Here is a 22,988-nt window from a genome sequence, read left to right as displayed (position 1 = left end):
TCGCTTCCTCCGCTTCTTCAGCTTCTTCCGCGTTCTTCCGGCACCCTCATCACCAACTTGCACAGTGTGCAAACTTGCACGTAGTGTAACGAAGGTGACTCCGCTTCCCGAATCCTCCACCAGTGGCCCCTCGCGCCGCGAAATCAACAAAACAGCCACCCGCGCCGCCATCGTCGACGCGGCCATGACGCTGCTGCGCGCCGAGGGCTTCGAAGCGGTGACCGCCGATCGGGTCGCCGATGCCGCCGGCGTCTCGCGGCGCACCTTCTTCAACTACTTCCCCTCCCTCGAAGCAGCCCTGAACGGCCCCACTGAGGCCTTCGTGGAACATGTCATCCAGCTCTTCGAGGCGCAGCCGCGCGAACTGCCGATCATGTCGGCCGCCGTGAACGCCCTGAACGGCATGGCCGATCGCAGTCTTCTGGCCCCGGTCGCCGAACTCGTCACCGTGTCCCACAGCAGTCCGCAACTGGACCGCCTGGAACTGGAATCCTGGAACGACTGCGCCGAACGCCTGGTGGCGATGATCGTGACCCGGGTTCCGTCCACCGACCCGCTGACCGCCTCGGTCTTCGCCAACTCGATCATCGGTGCCGGCCGCGCCGCCGTCGACTTCTGGATCGAACAGGCCGGCGGCGATCTCTCCGAGGCCTCCATCACCATCTTGCAGCAGCATCTGACCACAGCGCTGAGCCAACTACGCGATGGCTTCCCCACCCTGAACGTCCCGGCCACCCCGGCCCAGATCCGAGAGGCCTAAACCATGGCCACCTTCCTCTACAAACTCGGCCGCATGGCCTACCGCCGTCGCTGGGCCGTCCTCTCGGCCTGGATCGTGGGCCTGCTGGCCATCGGCCTGTCCGCCGGCGCCTTCATGGGTACCCTGACCAACAGCTTCTCCATCCCCGGCACCGAGACCCAGCGCGCGCTGGATACCCTCAAGAAGGAGATGCCCGAATTCTCGGGCGGCAGCGGTTCGATCGTCTACCAGACCTCCGACGGTAAGAAGTTCACCACGGACCAGAAGAAGGCCATTGGTACGTCACTGGACGAGCTCGAAGCCCTCCCGGATGTCCGGGAGGCCTCCAACCCCTTCACCACACAGAAGCAGCTGGACGACGCCCAACAAAAACTCGACGACTCCCAGCAGAAGCTCGACGACGGCGAAAAGCAACTCACCGACGGACGGCAGCAACTGGCGGACGGCAAGGACCAGATCGCCGACGCCAAGAAGGACATCGCCGACGGACGGCAGAAGCTCAAACCCGAACAAGCCAAGATCGACGACGGACGCGCCGAGCTCAAGGACGCGCAGACCAAACTTGACGGTGCGGCACAAGCCGGGGCCATCCCCCCGCGGCAGCTTGCCGCCCAGCGCGCCAAGCTGGAGGCCACCGAAAAGCAGCTCGATCAGGGTCAGGCCAAGCTCGATGCCTCGGCCCAGCAACTCGATGCCGCCGAACAGCAGATCACGGCGAAGGAATCCGAGGTCTCCGCGAGCGAGAAAAAACTCGAAAAGTCAGCGCAGAAGCTTGAGCAAGGCAAGAAGGATCTGGCCCTGGGCAAACGCCAGGCCAAATCCACCGATGGCATGCGCTTCGTCTCCCAGGACGGGACAACCGTTGCCGTCAATGTCTCCTTCACCGGCTCTGCCGATGCCCTGACCTCTGAAACCCGCGATGAGATCAAGGATATTGCCGGCGAAGCGACGTCCACCGGATTGAAGGTGGACTACTCCACGGAAATCGTCCAGGACATCTCCTCCATCTTCGGTTCGGCCGAGATCATCGGGCTGGTGATTGCCGCCGTCGTCCTGTTGGTGATGCTCGGAACGTTCGTCGCCGCCGGCCTGCCACTGCTGATGGCAGTCCTCGGCGTCGGAGCCGGTGTCGGCGGAACCCTTGCCCTGTCCAGTGTGATCGAGATGGCTTCGATCACTCCCGCACTGGCCCTGATGCTCGGGCTGGCCGTAGGCATCGACTATTCGCTGTTCATCGTGCACCGACATCGTCGACAGCTGTTGGACGGCATGGACCTGGAGGAATCGATCGGGCGGGCGACCGGCACCAGCGGCAACGCCGTGGTCTTCGCCGGCCTGACGGTGATCATCGCCCTCTCGGCGCTGGCCGTTCCCGCCCTGCCGTTCCTGTCGGTGCTGGGACTTTCGGCCGCCTTCACCGTGGCCATGGCCGTGCTCATCGCCATCACACTCACCCCGGCACTGCTGGGCTTCATCGGCCGCCGGCTCATCAGCAAGCGCGCCTGGCGCAAGGCTGCCGCCACGGCTGTCGCGCCGGCGACAGGCCCCGCCGACGACAGTGTCGATTCCGCAGCCCACCCCAATGCCGCGGGCAATCGCGGATGGGGTGCCTTCGTGACCAGGAAGCCGATCCTCATGGGTTTGATCGGCATCCTGTTGCTGGGCATCATGGCGATCCCTGCCCTGCAACTCCGCACGGCCCTGCCCGACGGCAGCGCGGAACCTGTCGATTCCAGCGCCCACCAGGCGTACGAACTGCTCAGCGATAAATTTGGTGCCGGCTATAACGGGCCCATCATCGCCTTGGCTGATCTGCCGGCCGGGTTGGACGCAGATGAAGCTGAAGCCAAGAACCTGGACATCGCTGACGAACTGCGCGGCATCAACGGAGTCGTCGCCGCAGTTCCCGTGGGCATCAACGATGACAACACGCTGGCAGTGCTGCAGATCGTCCCCGAGGAAGGCCCTGCCGACCCGGCGACCGAGCAAGTGGTCACCGACATCCGCAACGCTTCGTCGGGGATCGAAGCCGAGACCGGAGCACATCTGGCCCTGACCGGCCAGGTCACCGCGCAGATTGACGTCTCCGAGCGTCTGGCCGAGGTGTTGCCGCTCTACCTGGGCATCGTCGTCGGGCTCTCCCTGGTGCTCCTGCTGCTGGTCTTCCGTTCGGTGATCGTGCCGATCCTGGCCACTGGAGGTTTCCTGCTGTCCCTGATGGCCTCCTTCGGTGCCACGGTCGCGGTTTATCAATGGGGTTGGCTCTCAGGGATCTTCGGGGTGGCGACCCCGGGGCCGATCATGAGTTTCCTGCCGATCTTGCTGATCGGCATCCTCTTCGGCCTGGCCATGGACTACCAGGTGTTCCTGGTTTCGGGCATGCGGGAGTCCTTTGCCCACGGCGAGGACCCGAAGGCCGCCGTCCGCTCGGGGTTCGCTCATTCGGCCCCCGTGGTCACCGCCGCGGCACTGATCATGACCAGCGTCTTCGCCGGCTTCATCTTCGCCGAACTGACGATGATCCGGGCCATCGGCTTCGCGCTGGCGATTGGTGTGCTGCTGGATGCGTTCGTGGTCAGGATGACGATCACCCCGGCGATCATGCACCTGCTGGGGCGCCGCGCGTGGTACATCCCGAAGTGGCTGGATAAGGTCCTTCCCGATGTGGACGTCGAAGGCGCGAAGATCGCCGCACTGGACACGGCCGGCCCCGCGGGGGGCCCGGCCGGTGGATCAGACCCCGAGTCCGGCGGCCCCCACGGTGGAGGCGGAGACGACGGCAGCGACGACACCGGCGGACCGGGCCATCCCGCCCACCGTGCCGACACCCCGGTGGACGCATTACGGTAGGGGCATGAGCATGGACCCTTCCTCCCCCCGTACCGCCAACGCCGATCCCGCAGACCCCGGGGCCGAGGAGGAACCGCCACTGCTGGTGCTGGCCTCCCGCTCCCCGGGACGGGCCAGGATCCTGACGGACGCGGGCATCGACTTCGAGGCCATCGTCTCCGACGTCGATGAGGACGCTGCCGTGGCCGAGGCCGCCGAGCGTCTGGGAGGTTCACTGGATGCCCCGTCGATGGCGTTGCTGCTCGCCCGGACCAAGGCGGAGTCGGTGGCAGCCCTCGAAGCGGCCGACGGCGCCGTCGTTCTGGGCTGCGACTCGGTTTTTGAACTCGACGGGGTCTCCTACGGCAAACCCCCTGCCGCCGAGGTGGCCATCGAGCGCTGGAAGGCGATGCGGGGGAAGACCGGGGTGCTCCACACCGGCCATTGGCTCGTGGACAACCGCAGCACCGAAGAGGACGACGGCGGTACGGGGGCCACGCTGGGCACCGTGGCCTCGGCCTCGGTCAGCTTCGATGAGGTCACCGATGAGGAGATCGAGGCCTATGTGGCCACCGGGGAACCGTTGCCCTGCGCCGGGGCCTTCACCATCGACGGCCGCGGCGCAGCCTTCATCACCGGCATCGACGGCGACCCGCACACCGTGGTCGGCCTATCAGTGAACACGCTGCGTCACCTGCTGGTCTCCGCGGAGCTGTCGATCACCGATCTGTGGGGCTGAATAATTTCTAGAAAGTACTTGCAATAATGGAAAGTACTTTCTAAACTGAGTGCGTCAGGTGGTCGGGCTCTCCGGCCCGGCCGCCCCGTCCCAGGAGTCGAGATGCACACAGCAGAGAAAAAGACAGTCAACGGCCAGCGCTACGCATGGATCGGCTTTGCCCTGGGCATCGCCTGCATGGTCGGCCTATTCATCTTCGGCCTGACCACGGGCAAACCCCAGCTCCCGGTCATGGCCGGATCCATCGGCGCCCTGCTGGGCGCCGTCTGGGCTTCCACCTCCGCCGCTGCCACTGCCGCCGCACGACGCGAGTCCCTGGAACCGGCGACGCCGGAACCCATGCCGGAAACCACCCCCACCCATCCCACCGCCGAAGCCGCCCGCGGCTTACTGGACGAGGCGAGCCGGTTGGAGTCCGCCTCCCGCGCCGGAGCCAGCTGGCCGCATATCACCATGCTGCTGGGGCTGGGAGCCATCAGTTCCCTGACCATGATCTCCTTCTGGTTCGTTGGACTATTCGACGAGTCCGCCGTGGCCCTGCCGCTCATCGCCCTCTTGATCTGGCTCGGGATCCTGCTGGCTTTCATGATGGTCTTCGGGCGTTCTACCAAACGCGGTTTCGCCCGGCGTTGGGTGACGTTCATGGCGATCTGGGGTGGCCTCTGGGCGCTCGGCGTCATCCTGACGACCACGGTGTTTTCCGGCGAACTCTGGTTCACCCTCGTCATCGCCACGGCACTGACGCTGAACTCGGTCATCGGTGCCTGGTGGGAGGCGGGGAAATGACCACGGCACAGGAGAACCAGGATGAGCACCCTCGGCTCAAACTCTCCGACCAACTCGCCCACCCCGTGCGCTTCTCCCTGGTCGCCGCCATCGCCGGCACCGACGAATCGGAGTTCGCCGTCGTACGGGATCATCTGCAGGTCAGCGATTCGGTCCTAAGCCGCCAGGCCTCCCAACTCGAAACGGCAGGGATCGTGAAGGTCCGTAAGGGCTTCGTCGGCAAACGTCCGCGGACCTGGTTTTCGCTCACCTCCGAGGGGCGGGAGACCTGGGAACGGCACCTCGCAGCCCTGCGGGACATCGCCGACGGCGGATAGGGAACCACTGTTTTGTAGGATGACTACAAAATTAGGTGGAGACTCTCCGGAGCATGGCGTGGGATTACGTGGATAACCCACAAGCGCAGGTAGGCTCCAAACAGCAAAGTTTAAGGAGTTCCACCCGCCATGCCCCAGCTGACCAAGGTCCTCATCGCCAACCGTGGCGAGATCGCCGTCCGAGTCATCCGCGCGGCCCGCGACGAAGGCATCGCCTCCGTCGCCGTCTACGCCGAACCCGACCGCGAGGCTCTGCACGTCCGGCTCGCCGACGAGGCCTTCGCGCTCGGCGGCCAGAGTGCCGCCGATTCGTATCTGGTGATGGATAAGGTCCTGGAGGCCGCCCGGGCCTCCGGCGCCGACGCCGTGCATCCCGGTTACGGCTTCCTGTCGGAGAACGCCGAATTTGCCCAGCGGGTCATTGACGCAGGGCTGATCTGGATCGGCCCCTCCCCCGAAGCCATCGCCCAGCTCGGCGATAAGGTACAGGCCCGCCATATCGCCACCAAGGTCGGCGCTCCCCTGGTCCCCGGAACCAAAGAGCCGGTCAAGTCGACGCAGGAAGTCCTGGAATTCGCCGACCAGCACGGCCTGCCGTTGGCCATCAAGGCCGCCTACGGTGGTGGCGGCCGGGGCATCAAGGTGGTTCGCCACCGGGATGAAATCGCTGAGGCCTATGAGTCTGCTGTCCGTGAGGCCACCGCCGCCTTCGGCCGTGGTGAATGTTTCATCGAGCGATTCCTCGATGCTCCCCGGCATGTCGAAACCCAGTGCCTGGCCGACTCCCACGGCAACGTCGTGATCGTCTCCACCCGCGACTGCTCGCTGCAGCGCCGGAACCAGAAGCTCGTCGAAGAGGCTCCAGCCCCCTTCTTGAGCGAGGAACAGACCCGGAGCCTCTACGAATCCTCCAAGGCCATCCTGCGCGAAGCGAACTACGTGGGGGCCGGTACCTGCGAGTTCCTGATCGGCACTGACGGGGTCATCTCCTTCCTGGAGGTCAACACCCGCCTCCAGGTGGAGCACACCGTCTCCGAAGAAGTCTCCGGCATCGATCTGGTGCGCGAACAGTTCAGAATGGCCCGCGGGGAAGAGCTCGGATATTCAGACCCCCAGCTCCGGGGCCACTCCTTCGAGTTCCGCATCAACGGCGAGGATGCCGGACGCGGGTTCATGCCCGCCCCCGGGACCATCTCCACGCTCCACCTGCCCACCGGGCCCGGTGTCCGCGTCGATTCGGGGGTGGAACAAGGCGAAACCGTTTCGGGGAATTTCGACTCGATGATCGCCAAGCTCATCGTCACCGGCGCTACCCGCAACGAAGCCGCCGGCAGGGCCCGTCGTGCCCTGGATGAAATGGTCGTCGAGGGCATGCCCACGGTGATCCCCTTCCACCGCGCCGTCATGGCAGATCCGGCTTTTGTGCCCACCACCGGCGCCTTCACCGTCCACACCCGCTGGATCGAGACGGAGTACGAGAACACCATCGAACCGTGGAGCCCTTCCGGGGCTGCCACCGAGAACCCGGATGAGCGCCAGAAGGTCACCGTGGAAGTCGGGGGCAAACGCCTCGAGGTCATCCTGCCGGCCGGTCTGGGCGGCTCCTCAGGGAGCGCGAAGAGCAATGGCAAGTCCAAACGTAAACGCACCAACCGGAGCGGTTCGGGCAGCACGACCACCGGTGACAGCCTGACCTCACCCATGCAGGGAACCATCGTGAAGGTTGCCGTCGCCGATGGCGACATCGTGGCCGAAGGTGACCTTGTCGTCGTGCTGGAGGCCATGAAGATGGAACAGCCACTGACAGCCCACCGCGCAGGAACCATCAAGGGGCTGACCGCCACCGCGGGAGAGACCGTATCCGCCGGGGCGGTTCTGGCCAGCATCCTGGACTAAACCTCCGGATCATGACTGAAGGCCTGCCACCCGTGAGGGTGGCAGGCCTTCAGTGGTTCGGGAAGGAATTAGGCGACGTTGTTCTCGAAGTCCTGGTCCTTGGTCTCGCCGGTCATCAGCAAGGCCACCATCGTCAGTGCCGCAGCTGCCGCAAGGTAGACGCCCACCCAGACCGTATTGCCTCCTCCTGCTTGCCACAGTGCGATGGCCACGAAGGACGCGGGGGCCGCTCCGATCACCGAGGACAGGTTATAGGCCACGGCCGAGCCCGTATAGCGCACATTCGCGGGGAAAAGTTCCGGCAAGTAGGCCGCCATCGGCCCGAAGGTCAGCCCCATCAGCGATAGCCCGATGATCAGTCCGACCATGGCGGCCCCGGTACCGGGGCCGAAGAACAGTGTCCAGGAGGCACCGAACACGAGGATCAGCAGCGAAACACCCAGCAGGAACCGGCGCCGCCCGAACTTCTCGGCCAGCGGTCCTGAAATGAGGATGAAGATCCCGAAGAACACCATGCCGATGATCAGCATCCACAGGAATTCGGTCCGCGGAACGCCCAGGCCCGGCACGAAGGCTGCCTCGGCTGCGGCATCAAAGACCTTGCCCTTGGCTTCGGCCGCGGCGCGGGCCTGATCGACGGTGGCCGCCGAGGTGCCGTAGGTCAGCGTGAAGGACGTCATCAGGTAGAACAGCACGTAGGTGGCGAACATGATGATGGTGCCGGCCAGAACCGGGCGCCAATGGAATTTGAAGGTCTGCTTGACCGGGGAATTCATGACCTTTTTCTGGGTCACGACGTTCTGGAACGATACCGATTCCACCAGCTTCAACCGCACATAGATCCCGACGCCGACGAGGACCGCTGAGAGGATGAAGGGCACCCGCCACCCCCAGGCCTGGAACTGCTCAGGGGAGAGCCCCAGTTGCAGCCCGACGAAGACCAGGTTGGCGATGATGAAACCGATCGGGGCACCCAACTGCGGGAAGGTGCCGTAGATGGCGCGTTTATTCGGCGGGGCGTTCTCGGTGGCCAGCAACGCAGCACCCGACCATTCGCCTCCCAAGGCCAGTCCCTGCGCGAAACGCAGCAGGACCAGCAGCAAGGGCGCCAACACCACGAAGCCACCACTGGCCTCGGGCAGGAAGCCGATCAGGAACGTCGCGATGCCCATGGTCATCAGCGAGGCCACCAAGGTCCCCTTGCGTCCCACCTTGTCTCCGAAATGGCCGAAGAGCACCGAACCGAGAGGACGGGCGAGGAAGGCGACCCCGAAGATCGCGAACGAGCTCAGGATGGCGTTGATGTTCGTGGCATTGGGGAAGAACAGCGCCGGGAACACCAGGACGGAAGCCGTCGCATAGGCATAGAAGTCGTAGAACTCGACCGTCGTCCCGATCATGCTCGAGAAAATCACGCGACCTCGCGTGTTCGCTTCTGGAGAGGCGGTGCTGGGCATACTGGACACTATCGTGACCCCTTTGGTGCGAGATGATCAATATTCTTGGGTAATCCTAGAACTTTTGACCAGAAGCTTGCCGAAGTGTCCACATAGTGGACACTTCGATCTCTCGCCTGCCCAGCCGCCCTGTTCCCACGGTGGCTGCAGAAGGGGCCTAGAGGTGTTTATGCAACCGGCGTGCCGCTTCGGAGACCGAACCGGACAGCGAGGGGTAGACCGTGAAGGTCTGGGCCATATCGTCCACATGCAACCGGTTCTGTACGGCCAGTGCGATCGGGTAGATCAGTTCGGAAGCACGCGGGGCGACCACCACGCCGCCGATCACCGTGCCGGAACCCCGGCGGGCGATGATCTTCACGAAACCTTCCTTGACGTTCATCATCTTCGCCCGGGCGTTGGTGGCCAGATCCAGCTTGATGATGTCGCCCTGGTATTTGTCCTCGTTCACTTGGGCTTCGGTCACGCCGACGGTGGCGATCTCGGGGCTGGTGAAGATATTGGCGGAAACCTCGTGGGTCTTCAATGGCCGAACCCCGTCACCCATCAGGTGGGCAATGGCGATACGTCCCTGCATGGCCGCCACGGAGGCCAAGGCGAAGACGCCGGTGCAGTCCCCTGCCGCATAGACGTTGGGGGCAGTGGTGCGTGAGACCCCATCGACCTGGATGTGGCCGGAGTCGTTCATTTCGATGCCGGCCTCCTCCAGACCGATACCCGCGGTATTCGGAATGCCGCCGACAGCCACCAAGCAGTGGCTGCCTTCCAGGACCCGCCCGTCGTTGAGCGTGACCTTCACGCCATCGGCGGTCCGGTCCACGGCCTGGGCGCGAGATTTGGCCGCCACTTCCAAGCCGTTGGCCTCAAACGCTTCCTCGAGGACCGCCGCGGCATCCGCGTCCTCGCCGGGCAGTACTCGTTCACGCGATGACACGAGGGTCACGCGACTTCCCAGCAGGCTGTAGGCCGAGGCGAATTCGGCACCGGTCACACCGGATCCGACGACGATCAGGTGTTCGGGTAGTTCCTTGAGGTTGTAGACCTGGGTCCAGTTGAAGATGCGTTCGCCGTCGGGTTTGGCGGTTGGCAATTCGCGGGGGTGGGCACCCAGGGCCAGCAGGATGGCGTCGGCTTCCAGGGTCTCTTCACCCCCGTCGTTGCGGGCAACGGCGATGGTGCGGTTGTCCAGCAGTCGCCCTTCCCCGAGGACGACCCGGACTCCGGCGCGTTCGAGGCCGATGCGGATGTCCCTGGACTGGCTATGGGCCAGTTCCATGAGTCGGGCGTTCACCACGGGCAGGTCGGCGCTGGCGTCCGCCTTGCCCTCGACGGTGACGCCGAAGGAGCCGGCACCGCTGACGCGGCGCATGGCATCGGCGGTGGCGATCAGCGTCTTGGAGGGAACCACATCGGTCAAGACCGCCGAACCGCCCATGCCTGCCCGTTCGACGATCGTCACCTCGGCGCCGAGTTGGGCAGCCACGATGGCCGCCTCATAGCCGCCCGGTCCGCCGCCGAGGATGATTAGCCGCTGGGATGTTTTGCTTTGTTCTACGCTCACGCCAGCCCATTCTCCACTACCGGCGAGCAACTTGCACACCAGCCCCTGTACCGGCAGCGCGGTATCCACCGGTAGATTGGTGGGGTGAACGATTTCAACGATGCCCCCTTCCGATTGGCCGACGAAGCAGCTGCCGCCATTGCCGAACAGACCGGCGTGCCAGCCCATGACATTGCCCTGGTGCTGGGCTCTGGTTGGGGGGAGGCCGCCGAACTGATCGGGGAAACCACCCACACCCTGGATGCGGCGACCCTTCCGGGTTTTCATGCCCCCGCCGTCGTCGGGCATACGGGAACGATTCGTTCCATCCTGACGCCCGCCGGGAAGCGGGTCCTGGTACTGGGGGCACGCACCCACTATTACGAAGGTCAGGGCGTCCGCTCGGTCGTCCATGGGGTCCGCACGGCAGCTGCCGCCGGCTGCGCCACGCTCGTGTTGACCAACGGTTGTGGCGGCCTCAACGAGGCCTGGACCCCGGGGACACCGGTGCTGATCAGCGACCACATTAATCTCACCGCTGCTTCACCGCTCGAAGGTGCCACCTTCGTTGACCTGACCGATCTGTATTCCCCGCGTCTGCGCGCGATCGCCCGCGAGGTCGACCCGAGCCTGGACGAGGGCGTCTACGCCCAGTTCACCGGCCCGCACTACGAAACCCCCGCCGAAGTGCAGTACGCCAAGCGGATCGGAGCGGACCTGGTGGGAATGTCCACCGCTTTGGAGGCCATCGCCGCCCGCCATGCCGGTCTGGAGGTCTTCGGTATCTCGCTGGTGACCAACCTCGCCGCCGGGATCAGCCCGGTCCCCTTGAGCCATGCCGAAGTCATCGAGGCGGGCCAAGCCGCAGGACCGCGGATCTCCGCGTTGTTGGCCGATATCGTCGGACGTATCTGAGTCCTCCGGCCGCCCAGCAGCATCTGACCGAACCTGAGGAGCACCGTGAACCCCGCATCCGCACCGTCCGACGGCCTTCTGGCCCGCGCCGCCGCGTGGGCTGCCGCAGACCCTGACCCGGCTACCGCCGCCGAGCTCACCGGACTGGTGAGCGCGGCGGGGAACGACGCCGATTCCCGCGAAGAACTCGCTGATAGGTTTTCCGGACCCTTGGCTTTCGGGACGGCAGGCCTGCGAGCGGCCCTGGGGGCCGGCCCGAACCGGATGAATCGCGTCGTCGTGCGGCATACGGCTGCCGGTGTCGCACGGTATCTGCTCGATATCGCTGCCGGAGCGTACACCCCCCGGGCCGTGGTGGGTTTCGACGCCCGCTACAACTCGGATGTCTTTGCCGAGGAAACGGCAGCGATCTTCACTGCCGCCGGCATCGAAACGTTCCTGATGCCTGCCCTGCTGCCCACCCCGGTCCTCGCTTGGGCCGTTCTGGCGTTGGGGTGCGAAGCAGGGGTCATGGTGACCGCCAGTCACAACCCTCCCCAGGACAACGGCTATAAGGTCTACCTCGGCGGCCGGGCCGTCACCGACGCGGGCCAGGGCGCCCAGATTGTCGCCCCCATGGACGTCGATATCGCCGAGCGGATTGCCGCCAGCGGCCCGCTAGCGGGCATCGAACTCGCAGAGGCCGGGTGGACCGTCCTGCCCGCAGCCGGCGAACCTGGAGATATCCAGGCCCGCTATCTTGAGGCGATCACTTCCCTGGTCCCAGCCGATGAGGCCGAACGGGCGAGCCGTTCGGCCCTGCGCATCGTCCTGACCCCGATGCACGGTGTCGGGGGCGACACGATGGCGCGGGCCTTCACCGCTACCGCTTTCACCGATATCCGGCTCGTTGCCGAACAGGCAGAGCCCGATCCGGACTTTCCTACGGTCGCCTTCCCCAACCCGGAGGAACCCGGGGCCATCGACCTGGCTGTGGCCCTCGCCCGGAACGCGGACGCCGATCTGGTCATCGCCAACGACCCGGATGCCGACCGTTGCGCCGCGGCCGTGAATGATCCGGCCACCGGATGGCGGATGCTCACCGGCGACGAGGTCGGCGCCCTGCTCGGCACCCATGTTGCTCGTCGGCTCTCCCGGGCGGAGGCCCCGTCGGGGCCTCCGCCGGTTTTTGCGAATTCGATTGTGTCTTCCCGATTGCTCTCACGGATCGCTGCCGGTGCCGGTATCGCCCACGGGGCCACCTTGACCGGCTTCAAATGGATTTCCAGGGTTCCAGGTTTGTCCTTCGGCTATGAGGAGGCCCTGGGCTACTGCGTCGCCCCGGAACTGGTCCGCGATAAGGACGGGATGTCGGCAGCCCTGCTGCTGGCCGAATTCGCGGCCCACCTCAAGGCCTCCTCACGCAGCCTGCTCGACGAGCTCGACGAGTTGGCCCTGGACCACGGGGTACATGCAACGGATCAACTCTCGGTCCGGGTTTCCTCGCTTGAGGAACTCGACCAGCTCATGGCACGCCTGCGGACCCGGTCCCCCGCCTCCTTGGCCGGTTCCCCGGTGATAACCGTCACCGATCTGGCGGCGGGGACCGACGGGCTACCGCCCACCGATGCCATGCTGTACATCACCGAGGATGACAGCCGGGTCATCGTCCGCCCCAGTGGCACCGAGCCCAAACTCAAGTGCTACCTCGAGGTCATCGAGCCGGTCGCCTCACCCAAGGATCTGCCCGCCGCCCGCGAGCGGGCCCGGCAACGATTGGCCGCGGTGCGCACCGACACCGGCACCGCCCTCGGCCTCTAACCCCCACCACCTGAAAACCACCGAGAGGTAGACATGACCCAGCCCACCGGCGCCACCATTGCCGCCTATATCGACCACACGCTACTCAAGCCGGACGCCTCGCGCGAGGCAGTGCTGAAGATCGCTGCAGAAGCCGCGGAATACGGGTTCAAATCGGTGTGTGTGAACCCGCTCTGGGTGGCCACCGTCGCCCGGGCGCTCAAGGATTCGAACGTCCTGACCTGCTCGGTCATCGGTTTCCCTTTCGGGGCAACCACCACCGCAGTGAAGTCCTTCGAGGCCGCGGGGGCGATCGCCGATGGGGCCAGTGAAATCGATATGGTCATCGACATTGCCGCGGCGCGCCGCGGTGATCGGGACGCCCTGGTCGCCGATATCGGCGGTGTCGCCGGCACGGTGCACGACGGCGGTGCGATCCTGAAGGTGATCATTGAAACCTCCCTGCTCGATGACGAGGCCAAGGTTCTGGCCTGTGAGGCAGCAGTCGAAGCGGGAGCCGATTTCGTGAAGACATCCACCGGTTTCGCCGGCGGCGGGGCCACCGTGGAAGACATCACCTTGATGCGCCGCACGGTCGGGGAAGGCCTGGGGGTGAAAGCCTCGGGAGGGGTCCGTTCCCTCGCCGATGCCCAAGCAATGATCGACGCCGGAGCCACCCGGCTTGGAGCCAGCTCAGGAGTTGCTATTGTAGAGGGTGAGCAGGGAACCGCCGGCTACTAGCGCGAGCGCGCACCACCGCCAGCCGGCGCTGGACAACAAGGAGAATCACCGTGTACTCAGATGGCAAGAGCAAGGCCTATTCGGGCCAAGGCAACTTCGCAGGCAACTTCCTGGCTTTCGCCGTGTTCTTCATCCTCTTCTTGGGCGCCTTGTACTCCTTGACCTTCTGGACGTTGGAAAACGCCTGGTTGCCTGGCCTGGCCTGCTTCCTTCTGGCCTTCCTGGCGTTCGGGATCCCCCAGCACCTCTTGGGCCGCGCCGATTCCCACCAGGCTGATCGTGTCGTTGCCGCCGAGGTCGTCAAGAAGTAAAGCAACACCCCCACGCAGAGAAGGTGCCCACCGGTTTTCCGGTGGGCACCTTCGTCATCTGAGGGGCTGCGGGCACTGCACAGCAGCTGCGAACACGTTAGTGTGGGAAACGGGTTCCATACCGGATCCCACGCTTGAGCTAAGGAGGATTGCAATGCGCATCTTTACGTTTCTGGCCGGAGCAGCGGTGGGATACCTGGTCGGCGCCCGCGCTGGCCGCGAGAGGTATGACCAGATCCGCGATAAGGCACAGGACCTGTGGAATGACCCCCGTACCCAGGAGAAGCTGAACGACGTCGGCTCCACGATCAAGGAAAAGGCGCCCGATGTAGGTTCGGCAGCCGCTTCCGCGGCAGGCACCGTCGCCGACAAGGTCAAGGAAACCGCGACCAATGCTTCGCACCGCGCCAAGTCATCCGACTCCGATACCCCGCCTCATGCCAGCGACCACGTTTCCGATCCGTCGCTGGGCTCGGCCGGGGGCACCAGCGATTGGGCCGATGAGGGTGGCGCCACGCCGTCGGGTCCCAGCGTCGTCAAATAGCAGCACGATCAACCCATCGGGGCCTGGCCTCGGTGTCCGGCTCGGCCCGGTCGAACCAGCACGGTTCGGCCGGGCCTCGCTCGTGGTGCCGGCGTCTCAGTCCTCGAACAGGGCCTCCAGCACCTGGCCCGCCCAGGTGAGGATCGCGGCGTCGGCCAGGTCGCGCCCACCGACCGGGGCCGTCTTGGGTTTGGGGATCATCACTGCATCCAGGGCCGGCTTGTTCTGCGCCCCCTTATACATGCGATTCAGGCGCAAGAGTTTCGATTCGGGCAAGGTGGCGGGGGCGAACTTGATGAAGTTTCCTTGCATCGCCACATCCGTCAGCCCCGCCGCACGCGCCCTCACCCGGAAACGGGCCACCTCGATCAGGTTGGCCACCGCTGCCGGCGGTTCGCCATAACGGTCGGTGAGCTCGGCGACGACGCCATCGATGCCCTCGGTATCGGTGGCACCGGCCAGCTTGCGGTAGGCCTCCAGGCGCAGCCGCTCCCCCGGCACGTAATCGTGCGGCAGGTGGGCGTTGACCGGCAGCTCGATCTTCATATCGGCCACCTTCTCTTCGGTTTCGCCCTTGAAGTCGGCCACGGCTTCGCCGACCAACCGGATATACAGGTCGAACCCGACCCCGGCGATATGCCCCGACTGTTCACCACCCAGCAGGTTGCCCGCACCACGGATTTCCAGGTCCTTCATGGCCAGCTGGAAGCCCGAACCCAACTCGTTATGGGCCGCTACGGCCTTGAGCCGTTCCAGGGCCACCTCCCCCAACGGTTTCTCCGCGTTCCAGAGGAAATAGGCGTAGGCCCGGTCGCGGCCGCGCCCCACCCGGCCACGCAGCTGGTGTAGCTGGCTCAGGCCGTAGTTGTTCGCCCGGTCCACGATCAGGGTGTTCGCATTGGAAATATCCAGACCGGTTTCGATGATGGTGGTGGAGACGAGGACATCGAATTTCCGATCCCAAAAATCCACGATGATCTGCTCGAGCCTGGCTTCGCTCATCTTGCCGTGCGCAACTTCGACCCGGGCCTCGGGGACGATTTCACGCAGCTTCGCGGCCACCGAGTCGATGGAGGAGACCCGGTTGTGGACGAAGAACACCTGCCCTTCACGCATGAGTTCACGCCGGATCGCCGCAGAGACTTGTTTATCGGTATGCGGACCGACATAGGTCAGCACCGGATGGCGTTCCTCCGGCGGGGTGGCCAACGTGGAGGTCTCCCGGATCCCGGTCAGCGACATCTCCAGGGTCCGCGGGATCGGTGTCGCCGACATGGCCAGAACGTCGACGTCGGTGCGCATCTGCTTCAGCGCTTCCTTATGTTCGACGCCGAAACGTTGCTCCTCATCGACGATCACCAACCCCAGGTCCTTGAACTGGACTTCCTTCGAGAGCAGCCGGTGGGTGCCGACGACGACGTCGATCGATCCGTTCTTCAGCCCCTCCACGGCCTCCTTGGCCTCCTTGGGTGTCTGGAAACGCGAGAGCGATGCCACCCTGACGGGGAAACCCGAGAACCGGTCGCCGAAGGTCTCGACGTGCTGGCGGGCCAGCAGGGTCGTGGGCACCAGGACGGCCACTTGTTTGCCGTCCTGCACCGCCTTGAATGCCGCACGCACCGCGACCTCGGTTTTGCCGAATCCGACGTCACCGGAGATGAGCCGGTCCATCGGGATCTCCCGCTCCATATCGGCCTTGACCTCATTGATGGTGGTTAGCTGATCTGGGGTCTCGATGAAGGGGAAGGCCTCCTCGAGTTCGGACTGCCAGGGGGTGTCCGCGGCGAAGGCGTGGCCGCGGGAAGCCATCCGGGCGGAGTAGAGCCGGATGAGGTCGGCGGCGATCTCCTTGACCGCCCGGCGCGCCTTGGACTTCGTGTTCGACCAGTCGCTGCCACCCATCTTGGACAGGGAAGGGGCCTCACCACCGACATAGCGGGTGACCTGGTCCAGCTGGTCGGTGGGCACGAAGAGCTTGTCGCCCGGGGCCCCGCGTTTGGACGGGGCGTATTCGAGGACCAGGTATTCGCGGACGGCCCCCGAGGTTCCGCCGACCTTGCGCTGGATCAACTCGAGGAAACGGGCGATGCCATGTTGCTCGTGCACCACGAAGTCGCCTTCGCTTAATTGCAACGGATCCACGGCGTGACGACGACGGGCGGCCAGTTTGCGGGTCGACTTCGCCGAATAGGCGCTGGACCTGCCCAAGAGGTCAGCCTCGGTGAGCAACCCCAATTTGAGCGAGTCGAAGACGAAACCCCTGCCGGCCACCGCCGTCGTGATTTCGATGAGCCCCTCGGTGGGGGTGTCGTCCACGCTGTCCACCCGGTGGCACGGAATCCCCGCGTCGTGGAAGAGCTCGGCCAGCCGGCTGGCAGGACCCGGCCCGTCGGTGGCCACGACCACGCGCCAGTTGTCCCTGACCCGGGAGCCGATGAACTCCATCATTTCGGCCACGTCGCCCTGGTATCCGCGCGGTTCACGGGCCTGAACATTGAGCGAATCAATATCCAGTTCGATGTCCTCGTCCTGGGTCAGCGACGTGATCGACCACCAGCTGACCTGGGAGGCCAGGGCGTTGGACCGGGTATCGGCCAGGGTGGAGAAGTTCCCGGCATCCAAAACGTCACTGATCCCCTGGGTCTGGAGGAGATCCACGGGGGCTGCGCCGCCGTCGGAGGCGGTGGACCAGGCAGCAGCCAAGAATTCTGCATTGGTTTCGGAGAGGTCGTGGGAGCGGGTTCTGACCCGTTCGGGTTCCATGATCACCGCAACGGAATCTGCCGGTAGTTGGCTGACGAACGGGACCATGCCATCCACCAGGACCGGCGCCAGGGACTCCATACCCTCCACGGCAATGCCACCGGCAATCTTTTCCAACATGTCCGCCGCTGCGGGCATCGACTCCTTGAGCCGGGCGGCGCGGGACATCACCGACGGGGTGATCAACAGTTCGCGGCACGGTGGCGCGTACAGGACCGTGGGGTCGGCAATACCGCCTTCGGATTTATCTGCCTTGGAGAAGGACCGCTGGTCGGCGACGGCGAACCAGCGCATGGATTCGACCTCGTCACCGAAGAAGTCGATACGGATCGGGTGGTCCTCGGTGGGTGGGAAGACGTCAAGGATCCCGCCGCGAACGGCGAACTCACCGCGGTGGGTCACCATATCCACGCGCGCATACGCGGCGTCGGCCAATTCGTGGACGACCGCGTCGAAGGGGCGTTCCTCCCCCAGGGCCAAACGCACCGGGGCCAGATCCCCCAGTCCTTTGACGAGCGGCTGGACCACCGAACGGATGGGGGCGACGACGACCTGCAGGCTGCCGTCGGGGTGGGCCAGTCGGCGCATCACCTTCAGGCGTCGTCCCACGGTGTCCGAGCGCGGGGACAACCTCTCATGCGGGAGGGTCTCCCAACTCGGGAACTCGTCCACGGCACCGTCGGGCAGATAGGCGCGCAGGGCCCCGGTGAGTTCTTCGGCCTCCCGGCCGGTGGCGGTCACCGCCAGGACGATTCCGGTACCGGCGGTGGAGAGCCCATCAACGATTTCGGTGACCAAGGCGGCCCGCAGCCCCGCCGGCGCAGCCACCTGGAGATCCTGACTGCGATCGTCGAAGCCCTTCGAGGCGTAGGTGCGCACGCGCGCATAGGACGGGTCGGCGGCCAAAGCCGCACGAAGGCCAGTCAGGGCCATGGGGTTCCTTCCGGGAAACAGCACAAAAGCCCGGAATCCATACTGGATCCCGGGGAGGGTGCCAGCTTACCGCGATTCACCTCCGGACCCGTAGCATGGTCCCAGACCGCGCTGTGCCTCCCGGGCCGGCGCACGACGCCATCCACGCTGAACCCAGAGCACAGGAGTGCCATGCCGCTGAATGCTTCCACCTCGCTGCCGTACCCCGTTGACGCCCTCACCCGGGTTTTCACCCGGAAGGACTTCGCCGAGCACATTAGCCAACGTGCCGGTGCCACCTTGAACGATTTCACCCTCTCCGGGTCCACCGATGCGGCGTTCACCCTGACCACGACCCGGACCGTCCCCACCGACCGGCTCCCGGATCTGGTCAAAAAATTTGTCGGGGCCACCTTATCGCTCACCCAACGCGAGAACTGGTCGGCGCCGGCTGCCGATGGCAGCCGGTCCGCAGACATCAAGATCGAGGTTGCCGGAGCCCCCGTTACCGTGACAGCTGTGCAGAAGCTCATCACCGACAGTGAGGGAACCACGGTCGAGCTGGATGGCAAGGTCAGCTCCTCGATTCCGTTCCTGGGCCCCAAGATCGCTTCCAGCGCCGAACCGATGCTGGCCAAGGTCCTGAATCTGCAGACCAGCGAAGCACGTACGTGGCTGGACCAGAAGCAGTAGCCTCCACCGGCCGGCGTCGCCGCGTCGTGGCGCTGGGCGTCACGGCGACGATTTATCTCCTCGCGGTGGCGTTCATCGTCTTCTGGCCGGTCCCGGTCGACCGTCCTGCCCAGGACACGCTGCCAAAGTTGTTGGAGAGCTGGCATGCCGCCGGGGTCCCGTTGTGGGTGGACTATCAGCTGATTGAGTGGCTGGCCAACGTGGTCATGTTCCTCCCCTGGGGTGTGCTGGGCACCTTAATTCTGCCCCGCAGCTGGTGGTGGCTGGTCCCCTTTTCGGGGCTGCTGGCCAGCGCCGCGGTGGAAAGCGCCCAATACGTCTTCCTCCCGGCCCGCTTCGCATCCGCCGCCGATATCGTGGCCAATACCGCGGGTGCAGTGATCGGATATGCGGGCACCGCACTCGTCATTTTTTGCGTCAGGCGCCGCGCGAAGCGGTAGGATCGTTGACGGTGAGCCGGGAAGTCTGGTCGGCAATGCAACAACCATGCCCACTCGAAGTTGAGGACGATTCATGACCAATCCCGAACCCGCCCCTCCACGCCAGACCATTCTGGGTCTGGGGAGCTATCGCGAATCCCAACGTATTGGTGCGATCCTGCGCAAGGAAACCGTCGGTGGACTGGTGCTCATCGTCGCGGCTGCCGTCGCGATTATCTGGGCGAACACGCCCTGGGGCGATAGCTACTTCGCCCTACGTGACCTGCACCTGAATATCCCGGTGCCGTGGATCGACCTCGATTTGAGTCTGGGCCATTGGGCCTCCGATGGCCTGTTGGCGGTGTTCTTCTTCCTGGTTGGCCTGGAATTGAAGAAGGAATTCGTGATTGGGGACCTTCGCGATTTCAGCAAGGCGATCGTCCCGGTCACCGCGGCCTTCGGCGGCGTGCTCATCCCGGCACTGATCTACGTGGCGCTCAACATCAGCGAGGGCGGCTCGACACTGCATGGCTGGGCCATCCCCACGGCCACCGACATCGCCTTCGCCGTCGCCGTTCTGGCGGTGATCGGCTCAAGCCTTCCCTCACCCTTGCGGATCTTCCTGCTGACCTTGGCCGTCGTGGACGATCTGATCGCCATCATGATCATCGCCATCGTCTATACGGACACCCTGGATTTCCTGTTCCTGGGTCTGGCCCTGATTCCCTTGGCCTTGTTCTTCTTCATCTCCCACCGGTACCAGAAGTACTTCGCCACCCGGGCCTGGACCGCCTGGGTCATCCTGTTGCCGCTGGGCATCGTCACCTGGGCTTTCGTGCTGCAGTCGGGTATCCACGCCACGGTGGCCGGGGTCCTCCTGGGCTTCTCCGTCCCGGTGCTCCGACACGACAAGAGGGAGGGTACGGGGGTCGCCGAGCGTTTCGAGCACCGCTTCCGCCCCTTGTCCTCCGGTTTCTGCGTACCGATCTTCGCGTTCTTCTCCGCGGGTGTGGCCATCGGCGGTGTCGAAGGCATCACCAAGGCCATGGCCGACCCGGTGGTCTGGGGCATCGTGGCCGGGCTGGTGCTGGGCAAGCCCATCGGCATTCTGGGCTCGACCTTCCTGCTCACCAAAACCCGACATGCCAATCTCGACCCGGCGGTGCGATGGGTCGACTTGCTCGGGGTGACCTTGCTGGCGGGTATCGGCTTCACCGTCTCACTGTTGGTTTCCGAGCTGAGCTTCGGGCTCGAGTCCCCGCACTACGAACATGCCAAGGTGGCCATCCTCACCGGTTCGTTGCTCGCCGCGGTCCTCGGCGCCGCCTGGCTCATTCCCCGCAACCGGAGGTACCGGAAGTGGGAATTGGAAGCGCAGCGAGACGATGACGCTGACGGCATCCCCGACGTCTACCAGCAAGACTGATCCGCCGGACGACGGCGGGAAGGATCCCGCCGTCGTCCGCTGGTCCGGAAACGGCCGGCCCCCCCCTCCCGCGCGCCGTGGCGGGGACTCTAAAGACGTGCCGGCCCGGTGCCCGCGTCGAGGAGCGACTGTTCGGCAGCCACCCACGCCAACATCGCGCATTTGACCCGGGCGGGGAACTTCGAAACCCCGGCGAAGGCCGCAGCATCCCCCAGAACCTCCTCGTCCCCTTCGAGGCTTCCGCGTGAACGCATCAGGGTCCTGAACTCGTCGGTCAGCTCCACGAGGCTTCCCCTGCTGGACCCGGCAGCCAGTTCGGTCAGCACGGAGGCAGAGGCCATCGAGATCGAACATCCATCGCCTTCCCAACTGATCTTCGTGATCGTCTGGTCCTCTATTTCCACCCGAAGTCGAATTTGGTCGCCACAGACCGGGTTGTGCTGATGAGACTCCCCCCAGACATGCCCGGCCTCGGGGGTGATCAGTCCCTCCCCCCGACGTCGTTTGGCGTGGTCGAGGATCACCTGCTGGTATAGCTGTTCCAACTCACTCATGCGCCCACCCCGAAGAACCCCCGCACATCGGCCACCGCATTGAGGAACGTGTCCACGTCCTCGGCAGTGTTGTAGAGGTAGGTGCTGGCCCGGGTGCTTGCCGTGACGCCCAGAGCACGATGCAACGGTTGCGCACAGTGGTGTCCGACGCGTACTGCCACCCCACGGCTGTCCAGGAACTGTCCCACGTCATGGGGGTGAACCCCCGGGATGTCGATGGTTGCCGTGCCGATACGCGCTCCCGTAGTGGGGCCCAGCTGGCGAATCCCCGGAATCGAGGCCAGACCGGCGGAGAGCCGTCCGCCCAGGTATTCTTCCCAGGCTGCGATCCGTTCCATCCCGACCTCGTCGAGGTAGTCCACGGCGGCGGCTAGTGCGACGGCCTGGGAGATCCGCTGGGTACCCGCCTCGAAACGGGTGGGTGCGGGCAGGAATTCGGCCCGTTCCATCGTGACGGAAGTGATCATCGAACCCCCCGTCAGGAAGGGGGGCATCGCATCGAGTAGTTCCCGGCGGCCGTAGAGGGCTCCGATGCCGGTGGGGCCCAGCATCTTATGGCCGGAGAACGCCATGAAGTCGACGCCTAGCGCCTTGACGTCCACGGGGAGGTGGGGCACCGATTGGCAGCCGTCCAGGACCGTGAGGGCACCCACGGTAGCGGCCAGGCGGACCAGTGCTGCGACATCGGTGACGGTGCCCAAGACGTTGGAGACGTGGGTGAAGGCTACGATCCGGGTGCGGGGCCCCACCAGATGGGCCGCCAGGTCCATGCGCAAGGCGCCTTCGGCGTCGACCGGGATGTATTTCAGGCTGGCACCGGTACGCGCTGCCAGTTCTTGCCACGGGATGAGGTTGGCATGGTGTTCGAGCTCGGTGACGAGGATCTCGTCCCCCGGGCCGAGGGCGAACTGCCGTCCGGCGTCGCCGCCGCGGCCCAGGCTGGCGTTGGAGAACGAATAGGTCAGCAGGTTCAGCGCCTCGGTCGCGTTCGAGGTCCAGACGATTTCCTCGGTGGCGGCCCCCACGAACCGTGCCGCCTTCTCACGGGCTTCCTCATAAATATCGGTGGCTTCCACCGCCAGGCTATGAGCTCCGCGATGGACGGCGGCGTTGAAGTTCTCGTAGAAGTGTTGCTCGGTATCGAGAACGGATTGAGGTTTCTGCGAGGTGGCGCCGGAGTCCAGATACACCAGGGGCACCGAATTGATGCTGCGTTCCAACAGCGTGAAGTCACCTCGCAGACGCCGCACTTCGGTGTCGTCCAACGGGGCCAGGGGCTGGTCGGTCTGATCCGCTCCGCGGGGGCCGGTAACTGTTTCCACGCTCGTTAAATCCTTGGATCGGGAATGATCGGCGGGGCATCGGCCCCGTGGATTCCGCAACGAATCCATGACCTAATGATCGCACGGTCCGGTGGGTGGGTTCACGTCAGTGCTGCCTTACCCACCGCCTGCGGGCATGAAAAAAGGGGCCGGTAGCAGGATGGGGGTGGCCCAGTCTCAGAGGCCTCCAGCTACCGGCCCCGCTTAAGGGAGCCATATGGCATGGATTGATAGTATGTGAAATTGTTGTCAAACAAAAACCGGACCGAATTTTCTGGGCACCGG

19 protein-coding genes are annotated in these 22,988 nt (G+C 65.0%); 14 read left to right on the top strand and 5 right to left on the bottom strand.

Annotation, left to right across the window (positions count from 1 at the left end):
• Positions 1 to 94 precede the first annotated feature (94 nt).
• From FM101_RS13740 to FM101_RS13715, 6 genes are all read left to right on the top strand, one after another.
• The gene (locus FM101_RS13740) at positions 95 to 760 is read left to right on the top strand and encodes a TetR family transcriptional regulator (protein WP_158225842.1); all 666 of its coding nucleotides are present in this window, start codon (positions 95 to 97) and stop codon (positions 758 to 760) included.
• 3 nt (positions 761 to 763) lie between these two features.
• Positions 764 to 3,610, top strand: coding sequence for an MMPL family transporter (locus FM101_RS13735; RefSeq protein ID WP_087000601.1), 2,847 nt, complete (start codon positions 764 to 766; stop codon positions 3,608 to 3,610).
• A gap of 4 nt (positions 3,611 to 3,614) precedes the next feature.
• On the top strand, positions 3,615 to 4,328 hold the full coding sequence (locus FM101_RS13730; RefSeq protein ID WP_087000599.1) for a nucleoside triphosphate pyrophosphatase: 714 nt from the start codon (positions 3,615 to 3,617) through the stop codon (positions 4,326 to 4,328).
• 102 nt (positions 4,329 to 4,430) lie between these two features.
• Positions 4,431 to 5,114, top strand: coding sequence for a hypothetical protein (locus FM101_RS15790; RefSeq protein WP_087000597.1), 684 nt, complete (start codon positions 4,431 to 4,433; stop codon positions 5,112 to 5,114).
• Positions 5,111 to 5,431, top strand: a complete 321-nt coding sequence (locus FM101_RS13720; protein ID WP_087000595.1) for a winged helix-turn-helix domain-containing protein — start codon at positions 5,111 to 5,113, stop codon at positions 5,429 to 5,431. Before FM101_RS15790 ends, FM101_RS13720 begins: the two co-directional genes overlap by 4 nt.
• A gap of 129 nt (positions 5,432 to 5,560) precedes the next feature.
• The gene (locus tag FM101_RS13715) at positions 5,561 to 7,327 is read left to right on the top strand and encodes an acetyl/propionyl/methylcrotonyl-CoA carboxylase subunit alpha (RefSeq protein ID WP_087000593.1); all 1,767 of its coding nucleotides are present in this window, start codon (positions 5,561 to 5,563) and stop codon (positions 7,325 to 7,327) included.
• Positions 7,328 to 7,395: 68 nt separating this feature from the next.
• Here the strand turns inward: FM101_RS13715 and FM101_RS13710 are convergent, their stop codons facing one another.
• Together FM101_RS13710 and FM101_RS13705 are read right to left on the bottom strand one after the other, a co-directional pair.
• Positions 7,396 to 8,784 carry an MFS transporter gene (locus tag FM101_RS13710; protein ID WP_087000591.1) on the bottom strand — a complete coding sequence of 463 codons (1,389 nt, stop codon included), beginning with the start codon at positions 8,782 to 8,784 and terminating at the stop codon, positions 7,396 to 7,398.
• 157 nt (positions 8,785 to 8,941) lie between these two features.
• Complete coding sequence (locus FM101_RS13705; RefSeq protein ID WP_241895293.1) at positions 8,942 to 10,345, bottom strand: NAD(P)H-quinone dehydrogenase; 1,404 nt, start codon at positions 10,343 to 10,345, stop codon at positions 8,942 to 8,944.
• 84 nt (positions 10,346 to 10,429) lie between these two features.
• On the opposite strand from FM101_RS13705, the gene FM101_RS13700 reads away from it, so the two are divergent.
• From FM101_RS13700 to FM101_RS13680, 5 genes are all read left to right on the top strand, one after another.
• Entirely contained in the window at positions 10,430 to 11,239 is an 810-nt protein-coding gene (locus FM101_RS13700) for a purine-nucleoside phosphorylase (RefSeq protein WP_179204336.1), read from the top strand.
• Between the two features lie 45 nt (positions 11,240 to 11,284).
• A complete protein-coding gene (locus tag FM101_RS13695; RefSeq protein ID WP_087000589.1) occupies positions 11,285 to 13,039 on the top strand; it encodes a phospho-sugar mutase in 1,755 nt (584 codons plus the stop codon).
• A 33-nt stretch (positions 13,040 to 13,072) separates the two neighbouring features.
• A complete protein-coding gene (gene deoC, locus FM101_RS13690; protein WP_087000587.1) occupies positions 13,073 to 13,759 on the top strand; it encodes a deoxyribose-phosphate aldolase in 687 nt (228 codons plus the stop codon).
• Positions 13,760 to 13,809: 50 nt separating this feature from the next.
• Entirely contained in the window at positions 13,810 to 14,070 is a 261-nt protein-coding gene (locus FM101_RS13685; RefSeq protein ID WP_087000585.1) for a hypothetical protein, read from the top strand.
• Between the two features lie 154 nt (positions 14,071 to 14,224).
• Positions 14,225 to 14,614 carry a YtxH domain-containing protein gene (locus FM101_RS13680; protein WP_087000583.1) on the top strand — a complete coding sequence of 130 codons (390 nt, stop codon included), beginning with the start codon at positions 14,225 to 14,227 and terminating at the stop codon, positions 14,612 to 14,614.
• Between the two features lie 96 nt (positions 14,615 to 14,710).
• Here FM101_RS13680 and mfd read toward each other — a convergent pair whose 3' ends face one another.
• The gene (gene mfd / locus FM101_RS13675) at positions 14,711 to 18,310 is read right to left on the bottom strand and encodes a transcription-repair coupling factor (protein WP_087000581.1); all 3,600 of its coding nucleotides are present in this window, start codon (positions 18,308 to 18,310) and stop codon (positions 14,711 to 14,713) included.
• Positions 18,311 to 18,481: 171 nt separating this feature from the next.
• Between mfd and FM101_RS13670 the strand changes: the two genes are divergently transcribed.
• From FM101_RS13670 to nhaA, 3 genes are all read left to right on the top strand, one after another.
• Positions 18,482 to 18,982, top strand: a complete 501-nt coding sequence (locus FM101_RS13670) for a DUF2505 domain-containing protein (RefSeq protein ID WP_087000579.1) — start codon at positions 18,482 to 18,484, stop codon at positions 18,980 to 18,982.
• Positions 18,961 to 19,422 carry a VanZ family protein gene (locus FM101_RS13665; protein WP_087000577.1) on the top strand — a complete coding sequence of 154 codons (462 nt, stop codon included), beginning with the start codon at positions 18,961 to 18,963 and terminating at the stop codon, positions 19,420 to 19,422. The genes FM101_RS13670 and FM101_RS13665 overlap by 22 nt, the downstream gene beginning before the upstream one ends.
• A 73-nt stretch (positions 19,423 to 19,495) precedes the next feature.
• Positions 19,496 to 20,827 carry a Na+/H+ antiporter NhaA gene (gene nhaA / locus FM101_RS13660; protein WP_087000575.1) on the top strand — a complete coding sequence of 444 codons (1,332 nt, stop codon included), beginning with the start codon at positions 19,496 to 19,498 and terminating at the stop codon, positions 20,825 to 20,827.
• Positions 20,828 to 20,916: 89 nt separating this feature from the next.
• Here the strand turns inward: nhaA and sufU are convergent, their stop codons facing one another.
• Both sufU and FM101_RS13650 read right to left on the bottom strand, forming a co-directional pair.
• A complete protein-coding gene (gene sufU, locus FM101_RS13655; protein ID WP_087000573.1) occupies positions 20,917 to 21,381 on the bottom strand; it encodes a Fe-S cluster assembly sulfur transfer protein SufU in 465 nt (154 codons plus the stop codon).
• Positions 21,378 to 22,703 (bottom strand): aminotransferase class V-fold PLP-dependent enzyme, encoded by a 1,326-nt coding sequence (locus FM101_RS13650; protein ID WP_428844166.1) that lies wholly within the window; start codon positions 22,701 to 22,703, stop codon positions 21,378 to 21,380. The genes sufU and FM101_RS13650 overlap by 4 nt, the downstream gene beginning before the upstream one ends.
• Positions 22,704 to 22,988 lie beyond the last annotated feature (285 nt).

This window comes from Arthrobacter rhombi (assembly GCF_900163545.1).
Classification (GTDB): Bacteria; Actinomycetota; Actinomycetes; order Actinomycetales; family Micrococcaceae; genus Arthrobacter_H; species Arthrobacter_H rhombi_A.
This window is presented reverse-complemented; position numbering and strand designations above follow the sequence as displayed.